At 47.3% G+C, this 21,664-nt stretch carries 21 protein-coding genes; 2 read left to right on the top strand and 19 right to left on the bottom strand.

What is annotated here, in order from left to right; all coding sequences use genetic code 11:
* Window positions 1–22: 22 nt before the first annotated feature.
* Complete coding sequence (locus ACTHPG_RS16130) at window positions 23–1,399, bottom strand: class I SAM-dependent rRNA methyltransferase (RefSeq protein ID WP_440390587.1); 1,377 nt, start codon at window positions 1,397–1,399, stop codon at window positions 23–25.
* A 587-nt stretch (window positions 1,400–1,986) separates the two neighbouring features.
* On the opposite strand from ACTHPG_RS16130, the gene ACTHPG_RS16125 reads away from it, so the two are divergent.
* Window positions 1,987–2,988 carry a Na/Pi cotransporter family protein gene (locus ACTHPG_RS16125; RefSeq protein WP_440390586.1) on the top strand — a complete coding sequence of 334 codons (1,002 nt, stop codon included), beginning with the start codon at window positions 1,987–1,989 and terminating at the stop codon, window positions 2,986–2,988.
* A 57-nt stretch (window positions 2,989–3,045) separates the two neighbouring features.
* Here ACTHPG_RS16125 and ACTHPG_RS16120 read toward each other — a convergent pair whose 3' ends face one another.
* The 18 genes from ACTHPG_RS16120 to gpr all read right to left on the bottom strand — a co-directional run bounded on the left by ACTHPG_RS16120 (window position 3,046) and on the right by gpr (window position 21,093).
* Window positions 3,046–3,480: an NUDIX hydrolase gene (locus tag ACTHPG_RS16120; RefSeq protein WP_278298864.1), complete on the bottom strand. Its 435-nt coding sequence runs from the start codon at window positions 3,478–3,480 to the stop codon at window positions 3,046–3,048.
* A 115-nt stretch (window positions 3,481–3,595) separates the two neighbouring features.
* Window positions 3,596–4,942, bottom strand: coding sequence for a tRNA (N(6)-L-threonylcarbamoyladenosine(37)-C(2))-methylthiotransferase MtaB (gene mtaB / locus ACTHPG_RS16115; protein WP_440390585.1), 1,347 nt, complete (start codon window positions 4,940–4,942; stop codon window positions 3,596–3,598).
* 2 nt (window positions 4,943–4,944) lie between these two features.
* Complete coding sequence (locus ACTHPG_RS16110; RefSeq protein WP_440390584.1) at window positions 4,945–5,709, bottom strand: RsmE family RNA methyltransferase; 765 nt, start codon at window positions 5,707–5,709, stop codon at window positions 4,945–4,947.
* Window positions 5,710–5,847: 138 nt separating this feature from the next.
* Window positions 5,848–6,528 (bottom strand): site-2 protease family protein, encoded by a 681-nt coding sequence (locus tag ACTHPG_RS16105; protein ID WP_440390583.1) that lies wholly within the window; start codon window positions 6,526–6,528, stop codon window positions 5,848–5,850.
* 3 nt (window positions 6,529–6,531) lie between these two features.
* Window positions 6,532–7,497, bottom strand: a complete 966-nt coding sequence (gene prmA / locus ACTHPG_RS16100) for a 50S ribosomal protein L11 methyltransferase (protein ID WP_339306687.1) — start codon at window positions 7,495–7,497, stop codon at window positions 6,532–6,534.
* Between the two features lie 189 nt (window positions 7,498–7,686).
* Window positions 7,687–8,079: a hypothetical protein gene (locus ACTHPG_RS16095; protein ID WP_440390582.1), complete on the bottom strand. Its 393-nt coding sequence runs from the start codon at window positions 8,077–8,079 to the stop codon at window positions 7,687–7,689.
* Window positions 8,072–8,251: a YfhD family protein gene (locus tag ACTHPG_RS16090; RefSeq protein WP_017687220.1), complete on the bottom strand. Its 180-nt coding sequence runs from the start codon at window positions 8,249–8,251 to the stop codon at window positions 8,072–8,074. Before ACTHPG_RS16090 ends, ACTHPG_RS16095 begins: the two co-directional genes overlap by 8 nt.
* Before the next feature lie 279 nt (window positions 8,252–8,530).
* Window positions 8,531–8,899 carry a hypothetical protein gene (locus ACTHPG_RS16085; RefSeq protein ID WP_017687219.1) on the bottom strand — a complete coding sequence of 123 codons (369 nt, stop codon included), beginning with the start codon at window positions 8,897–8,899 and terminating at the stop codon, window positions 8,531–8,533.
* A gap of 239 nt (window positions 8,900–9,138) precedes the next feature.
* Window positions 9,139–10,263, bottom strand: coding sequence for a molecular chaperone DnaJ (dnaJ, locus tag ACTHPG_RS16080; RefSeq protein WP_062835521.1), 1,125 nt, complete (start codon window positions 10,261–10,263; stop codon window positions 9,139–9,141).
* Window positions 10,264–10,392: 129 nt separating this feature from the next.
* Entirely contained in the window at window positions 10,393–12,237 is a 1,845-nt protein-coding gene (gene dnaK / locus ACTHPG_RS16075; RefSeq protein WP_440390581.1) for a molecular chaperone DnaK, read from the bottom strand.
* 159 nt (window positions 12,238–12,396) lie between these two features.
* Window positions 12,397–12,963: a nucleotide exchange factor GrpE gene (gene grpE, locus ACTHPG_RS16070; RefSeq protein WP_440390823.1), complete on the bottom strand. Its 567-nt coding sequence runs from the start codon at window positions 12,961–12,963 to the stop codon at window positions 12,397–12,399.
* Between the two features lie 41 nt (window positions 12,964–13,004).
* Window positions 13,005–14,036 carry a heat-inducible transcriptional repressor HrcA gene (hrcA, locus tag ACTHPG_RS16065; protein WP_036615092.1) on the bottom strand — a complete coding sequence of 344 codons (1,032 nt, stop codon included), beginning with the start codon at window positions 14,034–14,036 and terminating at the stop codon, window positions 13,005–13,007.
* Between the two features lie 253 nt (window positions 14,037–14,289).
* Complete coding sequence (locus ACTHPG_RS16060; RefSeq protein WP_440390580.1) at window positions 14,290–14,760, bottom strand: N-acetyltransferase; 471 nt, start codon at window positions 14,758–14,760, stop codon at window positions 14,290–14,292.
* A gap of 118 nt (window positions 14,761–14,878) precedes the next feature.
* Complete coding sequence (gene hemW / locus ACTHPG_RS16055) at window positions 14,879–16,063, bottom strand: radical SAM family heme chaperone HemW (RefSeq protein ID WP_440390579.1); 1,185 nt, start codon at window positions 16,061–16,063, stop codon at window positions 14,879–14,881.
* A gap of 218 nt (window positions 16,064–16,281) precedes the next feature.
* Window positions 16,282–18,096 (bottom strand): translation elongation factor 4, encoded by a 1,815-nt coding sequence (gene lepA, locus ACTHPG_RS16050; RefSeq protein ID WP_440390578.1) that lies wholly within the window; start codon window positions 18,094–18,096, stop codon window positions 16,282–16,284.
* 146 nt (window positions 18,097–18,242) lie between these two features.
* The gene (locus tag ACTHPG_RS16045) at window positions 18,243–18,602 is read right to left on the bottom strand and encodes a hypothetical protein (protein WP_440390577.1); all 360 of its coding nucleotides are present in this window, start codon (window positions 18,600–18,602) and stop codon (window positions 18,243–18,245) included.
* Window positions 18,603–18,655: 53 nt separating this feature from the next.
* Window positions 18,656–19,945 carry a stage II sporulation protein P gene (locus ACTHPG_RS16040; protein WP_440390576.1) on the bottom strand — a complete coding sequence of 430 codons (1,290 nt, stop codon included), beginning with the start codon at window positions 19,943–19,945 and terminating at the stop codon, window positions 18,656–18,658.
* A gap of 146 nt (window positions 19,946–20,091) precedes the next feature.
* Complete coding sequence (gene gpr, locus ACTHPG_RS16035) at window positions 20,092–21,093, bottom strand: GPR endopeptidase (RefSeq protein ID WP_440390575.1); 1,002 nt, start codon at window positions 21,091–21,093, stop codon at window positions 20,092–20,094.
* Between the two features lie 175 nt (window positions 21,094–21,268).
* Here gpr and rpsT point away from each other — a divergent pair, with 175 nt between their 5' ends.
* Window positions 21,269–21,541 carry a 30S ribosomal protein S20 gene (gene rpsT, locus ACTHPG_RS16030; RefSeq protein WP_024628504.1) on the top strand — a complete coding sequence of 91 codons (273 nt, stop codon included), beginning with the start codon at window positions 21,269–21,271 and terminating at the stop codon, window positions 21,539–21,541.
* Window positions 21,542–21,664: the final 123 nt, after the last annotated feature.

Raw genomic sequence — 21,664 nt, 5'->3', positions numbered from 1 at the left:
GATTATGTGAAAAGAAACTCTTCTAATTCTTTTTGCTGCGCACTTCGAAAATAGCAAATTTCAGGTAATGTCCTTCATCCACACCCAAAATTTGCGGGTGGTCCTTACCAGCTGCCTTCCAGTCAATCAGACGAAGCACTTTGCCTGCATCTTCCGCGGCATCGGCAATCGTATCCAGGAAGAGGTCTGGACGCATGTGATACGAACAGCTGGCTGTTACCAGATATCCGCCCTCATTGACCAGCTTCATTCCTTGCAGATTGATATCTTTATATCCACGACATGCACCTTTGACTGCTGATTTCGTTTTGGCAAACGCCGGAGGATCGAGGATCACTACATCAAATGTTTTACCGCCAGCTGCAAGCGCTTTGGATGTATCTACTTTTTGTTCGCCAGCACGCGCACGTGCGGTACGCTCGTCCAGTCCTTTCACTTGTTCACGCAAGTACTGGAATGCATCAGCAACTACGAATTCGACCCGGTCGGTGAAACCGTTCAGTTCCACATTCGTTCGTGCACTTTCAATGGCATGCTCCGAAATATCAAGACAAGTCACTTTCTTGGCTCCATACTTGCAGGCATTTAGCGTGAAGCTGCCCGTGTGTGAGAAGCACTCCAGTACGGTGGCACCATCCCAATAAGGGAATGTAACTACCTTACCGCTTTTATTCACAGGCAAGAGCTGCTCTGTGCCATCCTGCTCGGTCATTTGAAGTGTGATTCCACTCTTGTAACCCCAACCCTTCATGAGCGGTTCGATCGCTGCACGATTCTCACGTTGGTCGAAGAAGTAACCTGTCTTCTGTCCTTCCACGATGTCCACTTTAATGAGTAGTCCATTCTCGGTAACAGTGACATGCCGCGGGCAATCTCCGTACAATGGGCCTTTGGTCTGCTCCAAACCTTCCAGCTCACGAATCGAGACATCACTGCGCTCATATATGCCTTCCGGCTGCATCACTTCAATGAGTGCCTGTACGATGGCTTCACGGCAATGATCCATGCCAAGTGTAAGCAACTGTACAACGAGGATGCTGCCGAATCGGTCAACGATTAATCCTGGCAAAAAATCAGCTTCGCCATAAACGAGACGATACGCCTCTCCATTCTGGATAAAACGCTCCCGATGACGCAGGCAATCGCGGAAACGCGCTGCAAAGAATGCCGTATCCATCTGTTCGGACTCCAGGGGTTGATAAGCTACAACCCTTACCGTGATCTGAGATGCGGGATTGTAATAACCTGTCGCCAGATAGCGACCTTGATGATTCAATACATTGACCAGATCTCCCGGCTCCGGGTTTCCGTCAACCGAGGCAATTTCGTTGTTAAAAATCCATGGATGTGCATGTTCAAGCCGCTTTTTGCGACTGCGTTCGAGTGTAACTGATGGCAAGGTAGATCCACTTCTTTCATAGTTAGTTGAAAAGATAGGTTTGGTGCAAAGGAGACGCTACGGCGACGAATTGTTCCTCTGATCACTGTTATCCCCAGATTTTTTTTGATTCCTTTTTTTAAAGGGAAAATCCGGGGATAAAGGCGAGCGCTTCGCTTCTTCGGTAACAATTTCGTCTTCTTCGCTGCGTTTGCAGGAATCACCGTATCTTTCGAATTGGGGTGCGGCAATTAAGAGCACTTCGGCGCTAAATTCTTACTTCAAGCGACGGACGAATAATGTAGTGGTCACGAATCTTTGACGCTGTTATTTTGAGTTTTTTTTGGGGACTATCCTACTCAAAAGCAACAATCTATAATAACCGCCATACAACTGCGGCTTGATTCCTCAGATTCGATTTCGTCCCCTCCACTACGTTTGCACGAATCACCGTATCTTTCGAATTGGGGTGCGGCAATTGAGACGTAATTTCCTTAATTTTGAATTGAGGGAGGCTGGCTACCTCCGAATTCCTTTAGGCTTGTCATGGTTGTCTCTATTTACTCATAGGATGAGGTAAGGAACCGGACGGAAGGAATGATGTTTTTATGTTTAGAGATGTAATATTGCCCCTACTCTATGGGCTTATTATCTTTTTTGGCGGCATGAAGCTGATGGAGACGGCCTTGCAACGCATGGCAGGGCCCATGTTGGCAGGTTGGCTCAATCGCGCCACCTCTGCTCCATGGAAAGGCATGACCTTCAGTGCAGGTGCAACGGCCTTGTTACAGAGCAGTACTGCGGTCACCGTACTCACCATTGGACTGGCGAATGCCAGATTAATTACCTATGGACGCACACTCGGCATCATCCTCGGCACCAACATCGGAACATGCCTGACGACGGAGCTGGTGGGACTGCAGATCGGACGTGCTTCCCTGCCGTTGCTTGTCCTGTCGCTGACGGGCTGGGCCATGTTTGTTGTGCTTGGTGAACGCAATCTGGCCGCTCCTGAGCGCACGCGCCGGACTCTGTTTAACATTCAGTACAGCTTCCTGGCAGCTGCGGGATTTGCACTTGTCATGACAGGCATTCAGGTGATGCAATCCATTTCCTTACCCTTGCGAAGCATGGGCGTATTTCAATGGTTTCTCGACCGCTCGGCCGACAGCTTGTGGTGGGGCTTCCTGGCAGGTGCCTGTCTGACAGCGCTCATTCACAGCAGCGCTGCTGTCATTAGCATGGCGATTACGCTCGCGGCCACAGGGGTATTGCCTGTGGAGATTGGCATCGCCATTGTGATCGGGTCCAACGTGGGGACCTGCATCACCGCTGTGATTGCTGCCGCAGGCGGAGCATCCGCAGGCAAATTTGTCGCAGCCTCCCATGTGGTATTAAACATTGCGGGAGCGCTGCTGTTTATGCCGCTGATCGGCCAGCTGCATGCAGCTTCGGCCTGGCTGTCAGCGGACAACGGGGCACAGATTGCACATGCCCAGACTCTTTTTAACATCACTAGTTCACTACTTGCTTTGCCATTCTGTTACTTGCCGATCTGGCACAAAAAACCACCAGTCCACGCTCCCGCGGCGAAGTCACCCGTGACTTGATGAGCTGCCCGTCCAGGCCCACAGTACGCGCGGCTAACGGACCAGGACTATAATGCGTTATACGTTAATGCCTAACTTGTTCAGGGCTACACGCAAGATATCATCGTTATTGTCATATCCGCTCTGCTGCTGTCTGGACCATGCTTCTTCCGGAGCATACCAATCCACACCCTTGATTTCTTCAATCTGAGGCTGCAGATCACCACTCTCGGCTTCAACGAGATAATAATGAACTTCCTTGTCCACCGGACCAAAATCTGCATGTTGGTACGTATAAGCAATGATATCAACGGGCTCTACAATGCGGCCCACCATACCTGTTTCTTCCAAAATCTCGCGCAGTGCTGTCTGTTCGATTGTTTCTCCATCTTCCATTTTGCCCTTGGCGAGAGTTGTTTTACCATAACGATCTACGATAAGCTGAATTTGAAGATGTCCGTCTTCCCCTGTTCTATAGACAACTCCGCCTGCTGAAATTTCTTTTTTGTTCATCGTGCTCTCCCCCATCGAATTCAATATCTTTAATCTTATTTTTTTGCAAAAGAAGGACCCCATCTCCCCGGGTAAGCTCCCCAAGGAAATGAAATCCTTGTTTCTGACGCCTCGATTACATCGCGGCGGACTTCAGATTCTCTTCCAACACACGCACCAGCGTAGCCTGACTCTCGTTGACACCAGCTTCAACCACTTTGACTCGGCACACTTTACCAACCATATCCATGGTTCCATCAAAGACCAGTTGAATGTAGTTGTCGCTATACCCGTGCAGCTTGCCGCTTCCCTCGCGGCCCTTGGCTTCACCTTCGGGAATAACATCCAGTACCTGGCCGACAAACTGTTTAGCGTAATCCAGCTGCATCTGCTCAGACAAGTCAATCAGTTCATGCACACGTGCATTTTTGACCTCTTCGTCGACCTGATCTTCCATGCGCGCTGCTGGCGTACCTGTACGCTTGGAATAAGGGAATACGTGCATTTCGGAAAATCCGATCTTCTGCATCAATTCATAGCCATTACGATACATCTCATCGGTCTCACCCGGAAATCCCACAATGATGTCTGTCGTAATCGCCACATCCGGCATTGCTTCCCGAATGCGAAGCATCTTATTGTAGAACTCTTCTGTCGTATATTTGCGGCGCATGCGTTTCAACACCGTATCATCCCCCGCTTGCAGGGGAATATGGAAGTGACGAACGAGTTTGTCCGAACGTTGGATCACGTCGAGCATGCGGTCATTAATCTGGCTGGCTTCAATCGAGCTGATTCGAATACGCTCCAAGCCCTCTACCTTGTCCAGGTCCCACAGCAGATCGGTCAGATCATAATTTTCCATATCATCACCATACCCGCCTGTATGAATACCAGTCAGAACAATCTCCTTGTATCCGGCGTGTACGAGTTGATGCGCCTGTTGAATAATGCTGTTCGCCTCACGGCTGCGTGAGAGACCACGAGACCACGGAATAATGCAGAATGTACAGAAGTTATTGCAACCATCCTGAATCTTCAGGAATGCGCGGGTACGGTCAGCAAAATCCGGTACGTCCATTTCTTCAAATACACGGGTTTTCATAATATTACGCACCGCGTTGACCGGTTGACGGGACTCCTGAATTTCATTAACATATGGCAAAATCTTGTCACGGTCCTGTGTGCCGATAACCAGATCCACCCCAGGAATGTCCAGAATCTCTGCCGGAGAAGTTTGCGCGTAGCAGCCTGTAACAGCCACGATCGCTTCCGGGTTGCGCCGAATGGCACGACGAATAATTTGACGGCTCTTTTTGTCGCCGGTATTGGTTACTGTACAAGTATTAATCAAGTATACATCCGCTGTCTGTTCATCAAAGTCCACTTGATCGTAACCTTCGTTTTTGAACAATTGCCAAATCGCCTCTGTATCATAGAAATTAACTTTGCAGCCTAAGGTGTAAAACGCCACGGATGGCATAATTACATTCCTCCCATTTCTCCGGATTCATATAGCACGCAAGTTAGTGCTGCCATTCCAGCTGTCTCAGCACGCAATATGCGTTTGCCCAGTCCAACAGATACAGCACCTGCCTGATCGGCTTCTGCCGTCTCCTTCTCAGAAAATCCACCTTCCGGTCCAACAACAATCAGTACTTCTGCACTTGCACCAGGTGCAAGCTGCTCCACAAACGGTTTCAGCGCATCTCTCAGCTGTTTACCGTTTTCTTTTTCATAACAATAACATACCAGGCTATAGCCCTCAAAAGAAGATAACAGCCCTTTCCAGGAAAGAGGCTGCTCCACGGATGGAATGCGATTCCGGTGACTCTGCTCGGCAGCTTCCTTGGCAATTTTCCGCCATCGCTCCAGCCGTTTGCCTTCTTTCTTGGCATCATATTGCACAATCGTACGCTCTGATAGGAACGGTACAAATGATACCGCCCCAATCTCCGTACATCTCTGAATGACTGTTTCCATCTTGTCGCCCTTGGGCAAACTCTGTGCCACGGTTACACGAATCCGTGCTTCACGGTCCATCTCGAGAGGTTCCACAATATTCGCTGTCACTTGGCCAACTTCAATAGTCTCAATTTCCACGAGTGCTTCTCTGGCGTTTCCGTCACTGACAATCAGTTTATCTCCAGGTTTACCACGCATGACCTTGCCAATGTGACGTGCATCATCACCTGTGATGATCACAGCGTGTTCATTAAACTGTTCTGCAGATACAAAATATCGCTGCATTAGTCAATCCACCCATTCTGTCCTGTTATGACTGGAATTCACCCCGCCTGATGTTAGGCATGAATCCAGTCGCCACAGATGATCATACAACTTTTACGTGTTTCTGACCAGTATACCGGCCCATTACCAGATGCGCTTTTAGCGATATAATTCAATAATTACCTTTGCCAGATCCACATACATCGTTTGCGCAAACTCATACAAAGGTTGAATCGTCACATTTTGCAACGGAGGAATAACAAGAATCAAGAGGAAGATAAAAACGGACCATTGCTCCACCCCTTGCAGCTTGCGGCTGATTGAAGGTGGCAGTACATCTTCCAGAATCCGATAACCATCCAGTGGAGGTAACGGAATCAAGTTAAACAGGAACAAGAAAAAGTTGGTTAAGTTAAAAATAGCGAAAAACGTCGTGATTGCTGTCAGCAAACGTTCATTATCAATACCGCCGAGTGCCCCCGAACCAACCAGTGAAGCATAGATGATTGTACCGATGATGGCCAGCAACAAATTACTCAGAGGCCCTGCTGCGGATACAATGATGCCCATCAATCTCGGCTTGTCGAAATTCGCACGATTTACCGGGACCGGACGTGCCCAACCGAAGCCGGCAATAATGAGCAACAGCACACCAAACAAGTCAAAGTGTACTACCGGATTCAGTGTGACCCGACCCAATAGCTTGGCTGTCGGATCACCGAATTTGTTGGCAAAATACGCATGCGAGAATTCATGCACCGTAAATGCGATCAGGATAGTCAGCAGGAAAAACGGAAGCTGATCGATTGGATAACGAAAGAACGAATTCCAAAAGTCCATACGTTACCCCTTTCTGGCTACATACGCCAGCCAATCCTCATCGCGGTGGATGGCACTCACTTCAAACCCGGAGGCTACCAATGCATCATGCACAACCTGCTCTTTGTTCTTCCAAATGCCCGAAACAATATAGGTGCCACCAGACTCAAGTGCATTGTACACATCGTCTACAAACAACAAAATGATCTCAGCCAGAATGTTCGCAACCACGACCTTAACCGGTAATTGCACACCAAGTGCAGGGTCCTGACTCCCGAGGACGGACAACAGATCACTCTCTTTAACCGTAATTTGTTGCTCCAGCCCATTCAGTTCCACATTCTCCCTGGCACTGATTACCGCAACCGGATCAAGATCGAGCGCCAGCACATGTTTTGCGCCAAGTTTTATCGCTCCAATAGCCAAAATTCCAGAACCTGTACCTACGTCAATAACTTCCTCGCCGCCCTGAATAACCGTTTCCAGTGTGCGCAAGCAGAGGGAGGTCGTTGGATGTGTTCCTGTACCAAAGGCCATGCCTGGGTCAAGTTCAATAATTTTCTCATCCGGACTTTCTGGCGTATACTCTTCCCACGTTGGTTTAATCGTGAGACGTTCCGATACACGTACCGGCTTGAAATATTGCTTCCAGGCTGTTGCCCAGTCATTTTCATCTACTGTACGCGTCTCATAACGAACTTCACCTGTATCAATTCCGAATTCGGGGAGTTCCTCAATTCTCGGATTAACTTCTGACTGTAATGCAACCATATCCGTACCTTCGGAGAAGTACCCTTTGATGACCGCAAAGCCTTCCGGAATATCATTCAAAGGAACGTCGTATAACTCACCATATGTCGTGTCCCGTTTTTTATTTAAAGTACCGGACTCTTCTATTGAAACCCCTCCAGCACCCGCTTCATGTAAAAAATTTGAAATCATCTCCACAGCTTCTTCTGTGGTATGTATTGTTAGTTCATGCCATAACATACTTGGTTTTTCCTCCTCATTTTTCAAACATCCCAACTATTGTACTACACAAGCGAGCCGGAGTACAAAGCCGCACCAGTAAAAGAAAAACAAAACAGGATATCCGCAGCCTGACTGCTCGAATATCCTGTCATCTATACATACATATCTGTTCATTTGTTTCAGCATTTTGCATAATTCAGATCTTACTTAGCAAAAACGTCCACCATTCTGCGTGATCATCTCTGCGGCTTGCGGGAGTGAATCGTTGGATACGGACACGGTTAGCAAAATTTCTTGTTTTAGCCTGTTTGCCGAGACCTCTTCGGGTGTATCATACACCTGACCATTGGACAGCATTTCCGTTTCATCACTGATCAGGGCAAGTACATTCAGTTCGCCACTGAATCCTCCGACGATGGCTGTAGGAGAATTATCGTAGCCTGTAACATCGTGTGAGTCCAAGGCAGACGCTTCATTGCCAAGGCTCTCAATACTCAATTGGTTCGGGTGCAACAATTCCAGGGCTCTGCGTGCAGACTCGGCCTCAGTCCAGCTTGTAAAAACAGCTTCCAGGATCACTGTTGAGCGATCTTCAGTCATGAAGCTCCCGTCCCTGACGTCGATCAGCCGCTTCACTGCGACGTAATGCTTCAATATCTTCATGATCCGCAGCTTCAGCGCTGAATTCCACGTCTTCATTTTTTGCGGATTGCATACGTTTCATCTTTTCCGTTTTCGTTAGAATTTTGCCTGGACGTTCATGTTCTGCCATTGTAATGCTCCTCCTTCAAATTGTATAAGTTCAACTAAATCCTATTTACACTGACACTTCGATGACAGAACAACCTTCCGATCGCTGTTATCCCCAGATTTTTTTTATTCCCTTCTTGCAAAGGGAAAATCCGGGGATAGCGTATGCTTCCGAAGTAGCTTTCTTGCGAAAGCTTTTAGGCGAACGCTTCGCTTCTTCAGGTTTTTTCTGTCCTCTCCGTTATCGTGTAAATGTTTAGATTGAATCTTACATTGTTGATCTAAATATAGATTTCTGAAACTAGATCATCCCACCGGCTTGTTCGATAATGGACATCGCGCGGTGATGTACCGATTCATCTACGATGACAGTGAGTAATACATCCCTGCCTGTGGGCCCACCTTGCCCACCATCACTCATACCGCTCGCAGAAGGGTCTGCCGCAGCCATGATTCCAGCACTGGCATTCGTTTGCATCGAATCGGGCACCCATGATGAAAAACTGCCGGAAACGCCCGGCTTGTAGGAAGCCCCACTTGGTCCTACACCCGCATATCGGCTGAATCGATTAATGGACAGGTCCTCCACTCGCAATGCCTCCAGTTTTTTGGCTGCCCCTTGAGCCTGCTCCGGGCTGTGAAAGTATGCCAAAATATTTTTCTCGGTCATTCGCTTCACCTGCTTCCCTAATTTCTCGCATATCAGCTATGCATATCATTCTCGCCATGCTATCTTTCCGCAAGTTCGCTCAGAATATACCGAAATGCTCCCACAAATTGCTGTCGTCTTCGCAGCATATATCCGTGGATGTTGCCAAAACCACTGGGGCATTAAAAAAAGATGCAAAAAAAAGGACACCCTGCGTTAAAAAAACGCTGTGGTGTCCTTGGTCTTGCATTATTTTATTCTCAGTCGCCGCGGAAGGCACGTTTCACTCGATCAAAGAAAGATTGTTCATGCTCATGTGTTTGCTCTCCATCCAGCGCAGCAATTTGGCGAAGCAGATCTTTCTGCTCGTCATTCAGCTTACTCGGTGTAACCACAACCACTTTCACATGCTGATCCCCTTGCCCCATACCGCGCAGGCGTGGTACACCCTTGCCTTTGAGACGGAAATACGTTCCCGTTTGTGTACCCGCTGGTACTTTCAACTTCACTTTCTCGGTCAATGTCGGGATTTCAACTTCATCTCCCAGAGCTGCCTGAGCAAAGGTAAGTGGGATTTCGCAATAAATATCATCGCCTTCACGCTCGAAGAAATCATGTGATTTCACGCGAATGACAATATAGAGATCTCCGGCTGGTCCGCCACGCAGGCCTCCCTCGCCCTCACCTGTCATTCGCAGTTGTGCGCCGTCATCCACACCCGCTGGAATGCGAACATGAATTTTGCGTTGCTTACGGACTTTGCCGCTGCCACTGCACGTTGTACATTTTTCTTTGATAATTTGGCCCGAACCGCTACAGTTCGAACATGCACGACGGTTAACCATACGACCAAACGGTGTATTTTGCACGACTTCCTGCTGACCGCTACCTTGGCAGACCGAGCAGGTTTCCGGTTTCGTTCCAGGTTTGGCACCTGAGCCATGACAGGTATCACAGCCTTCAGTACGCGGAATTGTAATATCGGTTTCTTTACCGAATACGGCTTCCTTGAACTCAATCGTCATGGTGTACTGCAGATCATTCCCCCGCTGCGGGGCATTTGGATCACGTCGTCCACCGCCACCGCCGCCAAAGAACATGTCGAAGATGTCGCCGAATCCACCGCCGCCAAAATCACCGCCACCACCGAATCCACCCTGATTCGGATCGACATGACCATATTGGTCATATTGTGCACGCTTCTGACCGTCACTCACTACGTCATAAGCTTCTTTAACTTCTTTAAATTTAGCTTCCGCATCAGCAGCCTTGTTTACGTCAGGGTGATACTGACGGGCAAGCTTACGGTAAGCCTTTTTAATCTCATCGTCGTTAGCCGTTTTACTAACGCCAAGCACCTCATAATAATCACGCTTTTCAGCCACTCTTCCACCCCCATATCATTCACCATATCGCACATCGTGACAAAAGGAAAGCCAAAGCGCGGGAGCCCCGGCTATGACTTTCCCTCTAATTCGAACGTCACCGATGTTTAATTCGCGTAGAACTACGAATTAGTTTTGTTTTTTATCTTCATCCACAACTTCGTAATCAGCGTCTACGACGTTGTCACGTTTTGCGGAACCTTGTTGCTCTTCAGCACCTTGTGCTTCTTGCTCTTGGGCCTGAGCTTGCTCATACAGTTTCACGGACAGTTGTTGAACGATCTCTGTCAGTTCTTCTGTAGCAGCTTTGATATCTTCCAGGTTGTCGGAAGCCAAAACGCCTTGCAGTTTTTCTTTGGCAGCATTCGCTTTTTCAACTTCGCCAGCATCTGCTTTTTCGCCAAGATCTTTGATCGTTTTGTCAACAGAGTAGATCAATTGATCTGCACTGTTTTTCGCTTCAACGAGTTCTCTGCGTTTTTTATCTTCTTCAGCATGCAACTCAGCATCTTTCATCATTTGCTCAACTTCTGCATCGCTCAAACCGCTGGAAGAAGTGATTGTGATTTTTTGAGTTTTGTTCGTACCTTTATCTGTTGCAGATACGTTAACGATACCGTTGGCATCAATATCGAAGCTAACTTCGATCTGTGGAACGCCACGTGGAGCTGGTGGAATATCACCCAACATGAAACGTCCAAGCGATTTGTTCCCCGCTGCCATCTCACGCTCACCTTGCAGAACATGAATCTCAACGCTTGGTTGATTGTCTGCATACGTGGAGAATACTTGAGATTTGCTTGTAGGGATCGTTGTGTTACGCTCGATCATTTTCGTGAATACGCCACCCGCTGTTTCGATACCGAGGGACAAAGGCGTTACGTCAAGCAATACAACGTCTTTCACGTCACCTGTCAGTACGCCCGCTTGTACAGCAGCGCCCAAAGCTACAACTTCATCCGGGTTAACGCCTTTGTGAGGCTCTTTACCAGTCAGTTTTTTGATCGCTTCCTGTACTGCAGGAATACGTGTGGAACCACCAACCAATACGATCTTGTCGATATCGTTAGCCGTCATACCTGCATCGCTCAATGCACGACGAGTTGGTTCAAGCGTACGCTCAACCAGACCTGCAGAGATTTCTTCAAATTTCGCACGGCTCAGGTTCAACTCCATATGCTGAGGAACGCCATCAGCTACCGTGATGAACGGCAAGGAGATCGTTGTAGTCAATACGCCGGAAAGTTCTTTTTTCGCTTTTTCCGCTGCATCTTTCAAACGTTGAACCGCTGCTTTATCTTTACTCAAGTCAATGCCTTGATCTTTTTTGAATTCACTTACGAGGTAATCAATAATCACTTGGTCAAAGTCATCGCCGCCCAGTTGGTTGTCCCCGCTAGTTGCTTTAACTTCGAAGAAGCCGTCACCCAATTCAAGAATGGATACGTCGAACGTACCGCCACCCAGGTCATATACGAGAATCGTTTGGTCTTCGGATTTCTCCATACCGTACGCCAAAGCTGCTGCTGTAGGCTCGTTGACGATACGCAGAACTTCCAAACCTGCAATTTTACCCGCATCTTTAGTCGCTTGACGCTGACTGTCATTGAAGTAAGCTGGTACAGTAATAACGGCTTGAGTTACCGTTTGACCCAGATAAGCTTCAGCATCGGATTTCAATTTTTGCAGGATGATTGCAGAGATCTCTTGTGCAGAGTAGTCTTTGCCATCAATTGTTTCTTTGTGGGAAGTACCCATGTGACGTTTGATCGACATGATCGTACGATCCGGATTGGTGATCGCTTGACGTTTTGCTGTTTCACCGACAACACGCTCTCCATCTTTTTTGAAACCGACTACGGATGGGGTTGTGCGTGCGCCCTCCGGATTTGGAATTACGACAGCCTCGCCGCCTTCCATTACTGCTACGCATGAGTTTGTTGTTCCTAAGTCAATACCGATTACTTTGCTCATCCGAAAATTTCCTCCTCAACAATTTAAAATGAATGGATCAATCTGATCCTTATTCGATGTTCATGTTGCTAATCGTGCTCTATGTGTACAAATCTTTATATTAAACCTCGCCCACATTGTTCAACCCAAGGAGTCAACTCGTCCCTTCCTATAAGGAAATTATGAGCTGACTTTAACCATAGCTGGACGAAGCACTTTATCTTTCAGCATGTAGCCTTTTTGGACTTCCTCCACAACGATACCTTCTTCGTACTCGTCGCTCTCCACTTGCATAATGGCTTGGTGGAATTCAGGATTGAACGGTTGTCCTACCGATTCCATAGCTGTCAGACCTTCGTTATTCATCACCGTTTCCAATTGACGGAAAATCATTTGCATGCCCTTGGAGAAAGATTCGACCTCTGCTCCTTCCGGTACAGTAGCCATGGCGCGCTCGAAGTTATCAATAACCGGTACCAGTTCGGTGACCAGCTTCATCGAAGCATATTTAGCCAATTCTTCTTTTTCCTTCTGCGTACGGCGACGGAAGTTGTCAAAATCAGCCTGTGCACGGACATAACGCTGCTGTTGCTCCTCAGCTTCTGCCTTCAGACGTGCAAGCTCATCCTGCTCCTGATCAGCGATCTCTTCAGCTTGTGCTTCTGCAGCGCCTGCTTCATTAACAGGCTCCTGCTCAGCTGTTGTTACCTCTTGTTCTTCTGTGAATGATTGCTCCTCTTTCAAGATGTTCACCTCCTTATACGAATGAAATGGTTCATTCCCGAATCTTATTTGAAACGATGCGTCAGCATCGCCGTCAAGTCACGGGATAGTGTATTTAGAATATGAATGACACGTGCATAATCCATTCGCGTGGGTCCCAGAATACCAATCGAACCCAAAGCCTCACCGTCCAATGAATAGGAGGCTGTAATCAGGCTGCAGTTGGCAAAGGCTTCATGATCATTCTCAGTGCCGATTCGCACTTGAATACCAGATCCACCCGGCACGGGCATCATCAATTTCATGAGTGTTGGTGTCTCTTCCAGCAGGTCAAGAATATCTTTTACCTTTTCAATATCTTTAAATTCCGGTTGAGTCAACATATTGGTGGCACCACTGAGGAACAGACGATTATCATGTTCGTTATCAAAGGCACTGTTCAGTACCTGCATAACTTCCTCGTAACGTGTAATATGCCGCTCCATCTCTTGCCCAAGTTCGGTATAAAGACGGGATTTCAATTTGTAGATTGGTACGCCCACAAGCTTGGTGTTTAACAAGCGAACCACATTTTCCATCTCGGCTACCGAGATTTCTGGTGGAATCTGAACCGTCTTGTTCTCCACCTGACCTGTATTGGTCACGATGATTGCCACAGCTTCACTCTCGTTCAGCGGAAGCAATTGGAAGTGACGCAGGGACGTGTGGAATACTTCAGGTCCAAGCAGGATCGAAGTATAATTCGTCATGTGTGACAAAATATTGGATGCATGCTGAATAACTTGTTCCATAACGTTCAGCTTTTCGGCGAAGAACGACTTCAGGTCATCCAACTCTTGAGGCTCCACCTGATTCCAGGGAACCAAATGATCGACATAATATCGATAGCCTTTATGGGAAGGAATGCGTCCTGCCGATGTATGTGGCTGTTCCAGGAAACCCATATCTTCAAGGTCCGCCATTTCATTACGGATCGTCGCCGGACTGTATCCAACATCTCCCCTTTTGGAAATGCTCCGGGACCCTACGGGCTCAGCTGAACGGATATAGTCATCCACTATAGCGTTCAGAATCATTCGTTGACGCTCTGTTAACATGGTGAGTATTCCCTCCTTCTGACTGTACTGTCCCATGTCGTTAGCACTCCGGTTAGATGAGTGCTAAGCGGTAATACAAAAATACCAAACTGACGTGAACATTGTCAAGTGAGATTGATGAGTGGGCTCATCTATTTATAGTATAGACCAATGTTGGCGAGTCCTAACAACTTTATTGTACATCATTTAAAGTAAAAAGGACTGCATGTGGGCAGAGGCTAACTCGGCTCAATCCATGCAGTCCATTCAGTTGTTAGGCCGAAACGTTAAGCTCTTTCAATACAGCGATCTCATCGCAACAATCCTGCTTGCTGCAATGAACACAGTCGGTCCATACTTTCTCGGGAAAAATCTCTTTTTCCACGACAGCAAAGCCGTTTTTGAGAAAGAAGGATACTTCATATGTCAACGCCATAACCTTGGGAATCTGTTGTTTCTCCGCTTCTTCTACCAGTCGGTCCAGCAATTTGGAGCCAATACCGAGCCCTTTGTGTCCTTCCGAGATACCGAGTGATCTGACTTCCACCAGATCACTCCCCAGACGACAAAGCGATCCGCAACCCACCACTTCACCATCCACTTCGGCTACAACAAAGTGCTCCAGCTGCCGATGCAGAATTTCCCGTGATCGCGGAAGCATGATCCCACGCTCTGCATAGCCCTTAATCATTTCATACAGTGGTTCAACATCTTCCGGCACGGCTTTTCTGCATATTACCGACATCCTGCTCTCCTCCTATTACCAAGCTTTCCAGAGGAAAGCTGACTTCGTAGTTGTTAAATTAACACGCCCTGTAAAATCAATATGAATAAATATACAACAGAGCGTATAGAATTTCAAGCTACGAATTCAGCGATATGGACCCGATAAACTCCGCAAAAACGTCATTTCCGAACAGGATACCCTGCTCGCTCAGTCGGAAACCGTCTGCCGTACGCTCAAGCAATCCTGCGTTCAACATTTTGCCCAAAGGCTTCGCAAACACTTCTTCCATGGACTCACCGAATTGTTCGCTAAACCGTGAGGCTGAAGCCCCCTCCAACATTCTCAGCCCAACCATCAGATAATCTTCCATAGCTTCCGGGCGAGCAATCTCAAAATGATCCAGACGAGGCAGTCCTGCTCGCGAAGCTTCAACATAAGGATTTATACCTTTAATATTCATATGCCGTTCGCGGCCTACATATCCATGTGCACCTGCACCCAGACCATAGTAGTCCTCATTACGCCAGTACGTAATATTGTGACGACTCTCGAAGCCTGGCTTGGCAAAGTTACTGATCTCGTATTGTCCATAGCCTGCTTCTTTCATACGTCTCATTAATAGAAGATACATCTCCAGCTCGTCATCTTCATGAGGAAGGGGTAGCTGGTTCTTCTGATACAGTGTATGGAAGAGGGTATTCTCTTCCACTTTCAGACTGTAGATGGAGTAATGCGGCAGATCCAGTTCCAGCGCTTTGTCGATGCTCTCATTTAACATCTCTACAGTCTGGTTCGGCAAGCCGAACATCAGGTCAATGGACAGGTTATTGATTCCCGCTTTCCGAGCGTTCTCCAGACTCCGATATACATCATCCGTATTATGAATACGGCCAATGCCTGTGAGCAGGTCATTTTGAAACGCCTGTACGCCAAAGCTGACACGATTGACGCCGCCTTCTTTCATCGCAGCGAGTTTCTCCGCATCCGTTGTCCCCGGGTTGGCCTCCATCGAAAATTCAATATCGTCCGCCCAATTCGGGAAATACGTCTTCACGGAACGAAGAAATACTGCCATCTCATCCGGTTTCAGAGCCGTTGGTGTACCCCCACCTACAAATATGGTCTTGATCTCACCCGGTGGGTTTGCCTTCACTGTATGTTCCATCTCTCGTTCCAGCGCTTCGAGATATTGCATCACGGGCTGATCTTTCAGAACGTAAGAGTTAAAGTCGCAATAAAAACATTTATTTGTGCAAAAGGGAATGTGAAGATACACCGCTTGGGGCGCACCTGTCTTCCGGCTATGTGCTGCCAATGTCATGGCAAGTCCCCCTCTATTTGAAAAAAGGAAAGCCATCCGGCTTCCCTTTCAGCTTAGTTATTAATATTCTGTGTTAACCATTTTGCAAGCAAACGTCCTACAATTCAATTTTGATACACACATTCTGTGATGTACCTGAGAAAAAATATCGTTTATCCTTTCATACACAAATTATTGATGTACCGAAAGGATTCACGTGACGTTTGCAAGCAAACGTCTTAATCATCAATTTTCAGTACCGCCATGAATGCCTCTTGTGGCACCTCAACGTTACCAACCTGCTTCATCCGCTTCTTACCTTCCTTCTGCTTCTCAAGCAGTTTCCGTTTCCGCGAGATGTCACCACCATAACACTTGGCAAGTACGTTTTTACGCATCGCTTTTACCGTTTCACGAGCAACAACCTTAGTACCTACAGATGCCTGAATTGGCACCTCGAACATTTGCCGTGGAATCAGCTCGCGCAGTTTCTCACAGATAATGCGTCCGCGGTTATACGCACGGTCACGGTGAACGATAAAGGACAACGCATCGACCTGTTCGCCATTGAGCAAGATGTCCATTTTCGCCAGATTGGACTGACGATAACCAGACAGCTCATAGTCAAACGATGCATAGCCTTTGGTACTTGATTTCAACTGGTCGAAGAAATCATATACAATCTCGGACAACGGGATCTCATACGTAATCGTAACCCGGGTTGTGTCCAAATATTCCATATTCACATATTCGCCACGCTTGTTCTGACACAATTCCATGATGGTACCTACATAATCATTCGGTACGATGATGGCTGCTTTCACGTATGGCTCCTCAACATAATCAATCCGGCCTACCTCAGGATAGTTGGATGGATTGTCAATTTGCATAACTTCACCATTGGTCAGAGTCACGTGGTAGATTACGCTTGGTGCAGTTGTGATCAACGGAATGTTGAATTCACGCTCAATCCGCTCCTGGATCACGTCCATGTGAAGTAGTCCAAGGAATCCACATCGGAATCCAAAACCAAGGGCACTGGATGTTTCCGGCTCGAAACTGAGCGAAGCGTCGTTCAATTGCAATTTCTCCAATGCTTCACGCAGATCAACATAGTCCGATGTTTCGATCGGATAGAGACCGCAATATACCATAGGATTAATTTTGCGATAACCCGGCAAAGGTTCAGGTGTTGGATTTTTAGTCTCCGTTACCGTATCCCCGACTTGTGTATCGCCTACATGCCGAATACCCGCAACAATAAATCCAACATCACCCACATTCAGCTCGTCCACAATAGTCATGCGTGGTTTGAACGCTCCAACTTCAATGACTTCAAAGGATTTACCCGTTGCCATCATTTTGATTTTGGAACCGGATTTGATTTTGCCATCAACAACACGTACATATACGATTACACCTTTGTACGGGTCATAGTGTGAGTCAAAAATCAGCGCTTTCAACGGCTGATCCGGGTCACCGTCTGGTGCTGGAACACTCTGCACCACTTGCTCCAGAATTTCTTTGATTCCGATACCTGCCTTGGCCGAAGCCAGAACAGCGTTGCTTGTATCCAAACCAATAACATCTTCCACTTCCTGCTTCACCCGATCAGGGTCTGCGCTCGGAAGGTCAATTTTGTTGATAACCGGTAAAATTTCAAGATTATTGTCCAATGCCAGATACACGTTGGCGAGTGTTTGGGCTTCAATTCCTTGAGCCGCATCCACCACAAGAAGAGCGCCTTCACATGCTGCAAGGCTACGTGAAACTTCATACGTAAAGTCTACGTGTCCAGGCGTATCAATCAGATTCAATAGATACTCTTCGCCATCATCTGCCTTGTAAGTCAGGGCTACTGCCTGTAGTTTGATTGTGATTCCACGTTCACGCTCAAGATCCATCTGATCCAGTACTTGTTCTTGCATTTCTCGTGTTGTCAGCGCACCTGTGTACTCCAAGATCCGGTCCGCAAGTGTTGATTTGCCGTGATCTATATGTGCAATAATAGAAAAGTTACGAATTTTACGTTGTCTTGCCCGAATGTCAGTCATTCCTTACCCCCAGAAACAGCCTAGTGTCAATCACTTCATTATAACAGTTGATGCAGAGTGCATCAATCCCGTGATGTCTCAACTTTGATAATAAAGTGTGATCATGAACTCCCTGAGGTACTATTGTACCTTTAATTTATGGTATTTTATTCAGCAACACCGCTAAAAAGGGAGACCACCCACTTGATTCCACTGTGTGAGAGATTTTGCAATAGTCCAGCCGTTTTGTCTGCCAACACATCAACCGGAGCCTTACTCTGATCTGCCCCAAGCACTTGGCTTGGTGACTGAACAGGCACGAACGGCGGTTCTTTGATTTCCTTTTGGACAGGAGCAGTTGGAACAGATTCGGTAACCGATGAAGTTGGCTCCGTTGTCACAACGGTTGACGCGCCTCCTGCTGGAGTGCCCGTGTGAAAGTTGCTGCCAGCCAGCTGCATTCCAAACAGCACCCCGAGCAACATTAATACAGCGATGGATAACAATCTTTTACCGAATCTGGACATATTCTTTGCCTCCTGTCACGCTCTGCTATTTTGTTCTTCTTACATATATAGTCTTATCCACCCTGCGAAGAGGTCTTCGCACTAGCTTTGTCCACCTTCTGATCTTCCCAGTACACTTGGGCAATCATGTCAGCGAGAATCTTCGATGTCCGTTGTAGCTCGGCTCCTGTGTTGTCGATCCCGCCAATCTCAATCAAAATGCTGTTGGGTGAAAGGGTCTGGTTATACTCTCCGTTGTTGGCCCCTCCGCCGTCCTTGCCCCAGACACCTCGGGATACACCTGGATATTTGGCTTCCAATTTCTTATGAATTTTCGCTGCAAAGGCTTCATTCTGCCGCCAATTCGGGTTTTCATGTCCAATAATGAAATACACTTTGGCGTAGCCCAAGTCATTAATGGTCGTTGTTGTTTTGCCATGACGCTGTGAATCGCGATGAATGTCGATGAGATACGTCAGATCGTCATTTTGAGCGAGTGCCGCTTTTACCGTTTGACGGGAGTATTTATAGGAATAGTTCCAGTTATAGTCCTTTACTTTGGTTGGATAATCGTCTTTGGCGTGTTCTACGCCGAGTCCGAGCTTCTCCAGACTGTCTGAGAGATAAGTTCCCACTTGAAACACATTGCCTGTTGATTTGCCTGATGATGGATTATCACTTTTCGTACCTAGTAATGGGTTGTAGCCTTCCCGTGGATGGGAATGATAGATAAGAATCGATTTTTTGCCTGTTGTGGGTGAGCCTGAATTATCTTTCTCGCCATTCTTCGCTGGGGGATCTTCCTTACCTTCTCCATCTCCAGGTTCGCTCGAATCAGGTGGATCCGTATTGTCCTGACCTGGTGGAACATGTAACTCACTACCGGGTTTCCCTCCAGAAGCCGTATCTGTAAGACCAGGACCGGGCTGATAATCTTCGGGAGCCTCGGCTTTTTCGTTACCAGAGCCAGGCCGGAGTAGTACAGGTTGGTTGGAACCCATGCCCGGCATTTCTCTTGCAATCAGGCTCTTGGGATCTTGCGGATTAACATTCGTAAGTAATTGGAAAACAAAAGAGGTGAGGTTCTCTCCCGATATGGCAGAGGTCTGCTCCTTCTGGGTGAGATGGGGTACCTCCATACCGAGCATATCGACGAAAAAGCGGCTTGATACAGCGCTCGCAAATCCTTTCATGGAAGAAACGGGGGAATTATTCAAGCGTTTCTCTGCCATGCCCCCCAGGCCCAGTACAACAAAAAACAAGGCAGATATGATCATAAGCAACAACAACGTACGGCCCATGGCCAGCACGTGCAGACATCTTTTTTTCCACTTTCCAATATTCCAGGCCAATATCTTGTTCATTCTGCTGTCTCCTTCCCTGCTGGACAACTCTTATACTTCAACTCTATGAGCCCGCCCAATTTGATAGAACAGGAAAATGAAAGATTCCAAAAACAAAAAAAAGAAAGTCCGATAGATTCGGACCTTCTTCTCAGCAGTTTTAAGTTTTAATGTGTATAGGCGGCTACGTTATCCGGATTCACTGCATCATGAAGTGCGGCGTTAAGTCCTGTAGCAATAACATTGGCAATTCCCTCAATAAACTCATCGATTTCCTTTGGGGTAACAATGAGGTCATGACCCAGGGGCTCCAGTACCTCTTTGACCAGGCTCAGACGATCTTGCTCACCGATGTCGTCCAGCATGCCCATGATCTGTTTCGTCTGATCCGTTTCCTGGCGGAAGTGAGAGCGCATCATCTCAATGACATTGTTCACAATGGTAGACGCATAACATACAGTCGGTACTCCGATGGCGATGCAGGGAACGCCCAATATTTCTTGGGTCAAGCCACGTCGTTTGTTCCCGATACCGGATCCCGGGTGGATACCTATGTCCGCTACCTGAATCGTTGTATTTACACGTTCCAAGGAACGTGAGGCCAGTGCATCAATCGCAATAATGGCATCTGGCTTGGTACGGTCTACAATCCCTTGTACGATGTCACTGGATTCAATGCCCGTTGTACCTAGCACACCGGGAGCGATCGCGCTGACTTCCCGATACCCTGGTGCAACCTGATCTGGCACCAATTCGAAATACTGTCGGGTCACCATCAGATTTTCCACAACAAGTGGGCCGAGTGAATCAGGAGTGACATTCAAGTTGCCCAGGCCAACGATCAATACTTTGGAGGTTTTGTTGATTCCGGCTTTCACCATAAAATCTTCCATCTCACGTGTGAATTCGGCGGCAACTCGCTCCTGTAACTCTGTATCACCATTCCGCAGTGAAGGCACCTCCAATGTGACATAGTGACCTTTCACTCGCCCAATGGCCTTGGCTGCTTCTTCATTCAGGACATCAATACGTGTAATTGTAATGCCCTCTTTTTTTTCTACATCTTCCCTTAATCCGGGAATCGTCTGTTTCTGTCCACCTTGCGCCATTTCCTTGGAGTCGATCGCCAAATCGGTACGAACTGTATAGTTTTGCAAATCCAGTGTCATTCTGTCCCTGCCTCCCTTACCGCATTTGAGCATATTGTGTGGGAAAAAGAGTTACTTTATGCAGCATGTCGAACATCGTAGGAATATCTGTTGCATTTTACATGCTAGCGTGATAGAATATTTTAAGTTGTGAAACGTTTGTATTCATGCAAATGCCTTACAGGAGGTGAATGTAATGCCAAACATCAAATCCGCTGTTAAACGCGTAAAAACGAGCGACAAGCGCCGCGCACTCAACGCTTCCCAGAAGTCTGCACTCCGTACAGCTGTTAAAGCTGCTGATGCTGCTCTGGTAAGTAACGAAGTTGATACTGCAAAAGCTGCGATTCAAGCTGCTTCCAAAAAGCTGGACAAGGCTGTAACTAAAGGTCTGGTTCATAAAAATGCTGCAGCACGCAAAAAGTCTCGCTTGGCGAAAAAACTGAACGCTCTTTCCGCACAAGCGTAAGAAGCGTTACTTATACGATCCAATGGAAAAATCCTGAACAGCATAGGCTTTCAGGATTTTTTAGTATCTGATTCGATAAGTATAAGACACAGACAAAGCGACCTTTATTCCGATGATCTAATC

The organism is Paenibacillus sp. SAF-068 (genome assembly GCF_051967555.1).
Lineage (GTDB): Bacteria > Bacillota > Bacilli > Paenibacillales > Paenibacillaceae > Paenibacillus.
The sequence above is the reverse complement of the archived record's forward strand: the minus strand, read 5'-3'. Positions and strand labels throughout refer to the sequence as shown.

Coding starts and splice junctions, on each gene's coding strand:
- rpsT (WP_024628504.1), top strand. CDS start 21,269: ATGCCAAACATCAAATCCGCTGTTAAACGCGTAAAAACGAGCGACAAG.
- dnaK (WP_440390581.1), bottom strand. CDS start 12,237: ATGAGCAAAGTAATCGGTATTGACTTAGGAACAACAAACTCATGCGTA.
- hemW (WP_440390579.1), bottom strand. CDS start 16,063: ATGACATTGGCAGCACATAGCCGGAAGACAGGTGCGCCCCAAGCGGTG.
- ACTHPG_RS16120 (WP_278298864.1), bottom strand. CDS start 3,480: ATGAACAAAAAAGAAATTTCAGCAGGCGGAGTTGTCTATAGAACAGGG.
- ACTHPG_RS16040 (WP_440390576.1), bottom strand. CDS start 19,945: ATGAACAAGATATTGGCCTGGAATATTGGAAAGTGGAAAAAAAGATGT.
- ACTHPG_RS16060 (WP_440390580.1), bottom strand. CDS start 14,760: ATGTCGGTAATATGCAGAAAAGCCGTGCCGGAAGATGTTGAACCACTG.
- mtaB (WP_440390585.1), bottom strand. CDS start 4,942: ATGCCATCCGTGGCGTTTTACACCTTAGGCTGCAAAGTTAATTTCTAT.
- ACTHPG_RS16045 (WP_440390577.1), bottom strand. CDS start 18,602: ATGTCCAGATTCGGTAAAAGATTGTTATCCATCGCTGTATTAATGTTG.
- ACTHPG_RS16095 (WP_440390582.1), bottom strand. CDS start 8,079: ATGACTGAAGATCGCTCAACAGTGATCCTGGAAGCTGTTTTTACAAGC.
- ACTHPG_RS16125 (WP_440390586.1), top strand. CDS start 1,987: ATGTTTAGAGATGTAATATTGCCCCTACTCTATGGGCTTATTATCTTT.
- lepA (WP_440390578.1), bottom strand. CDS start 18,096: ATGACTGACATTCGGGCAAGACAACGTAAAATTCGTAACTTTTCTATT.
- gpr (WP_440390575.1), bottom strand. CDS start 21,093: ATGACACTGGATTTGCAAAACTATACAGTTCGTACCGATTTGGCGATC.
- ACTHPG_RS16085 (WP_017687219.1), bottom strand. CDS start 8,899: ATGACCGAGAAAAATATTTTGGCATACTTTCACAGCCCGGAGCAGGCT.
- ACTHPG_RS16105 (WP_440390583.1), bottom strand. CDS start 6,528: ATGGACTTTTGGAATTCGTTCTTTCGTTATCCAATCGATCAGCTTCCG.
- prmA (WP_339306687.1), bottom strand. CDS start 7,497: ATGTTATGGCATGAACTAACAATACATACCACAGAAGAAGCTGTGGAG.
- ACTHPG_RS16090 (WP_017687220.1), bottom strand. CDS start 8,251: ATGGCAGAACATGAACGTCCAGGCAAAATTCTAACGAAAACGGAAAAG.
- hrcA (WP_036615092.1), bottom strand. CDS start 14,036: ATGTTAACAGAGCGTCAACGAATGATTCTGAACGCTATAGTGGATGAC.
- ACTHPG_RS16110 (WP_440390584.1), bottom strand. CDS start 5,709: ATGCAGCGATATTTTGTATCTGCAGAACAGTTTAATGAACACGCTGTG.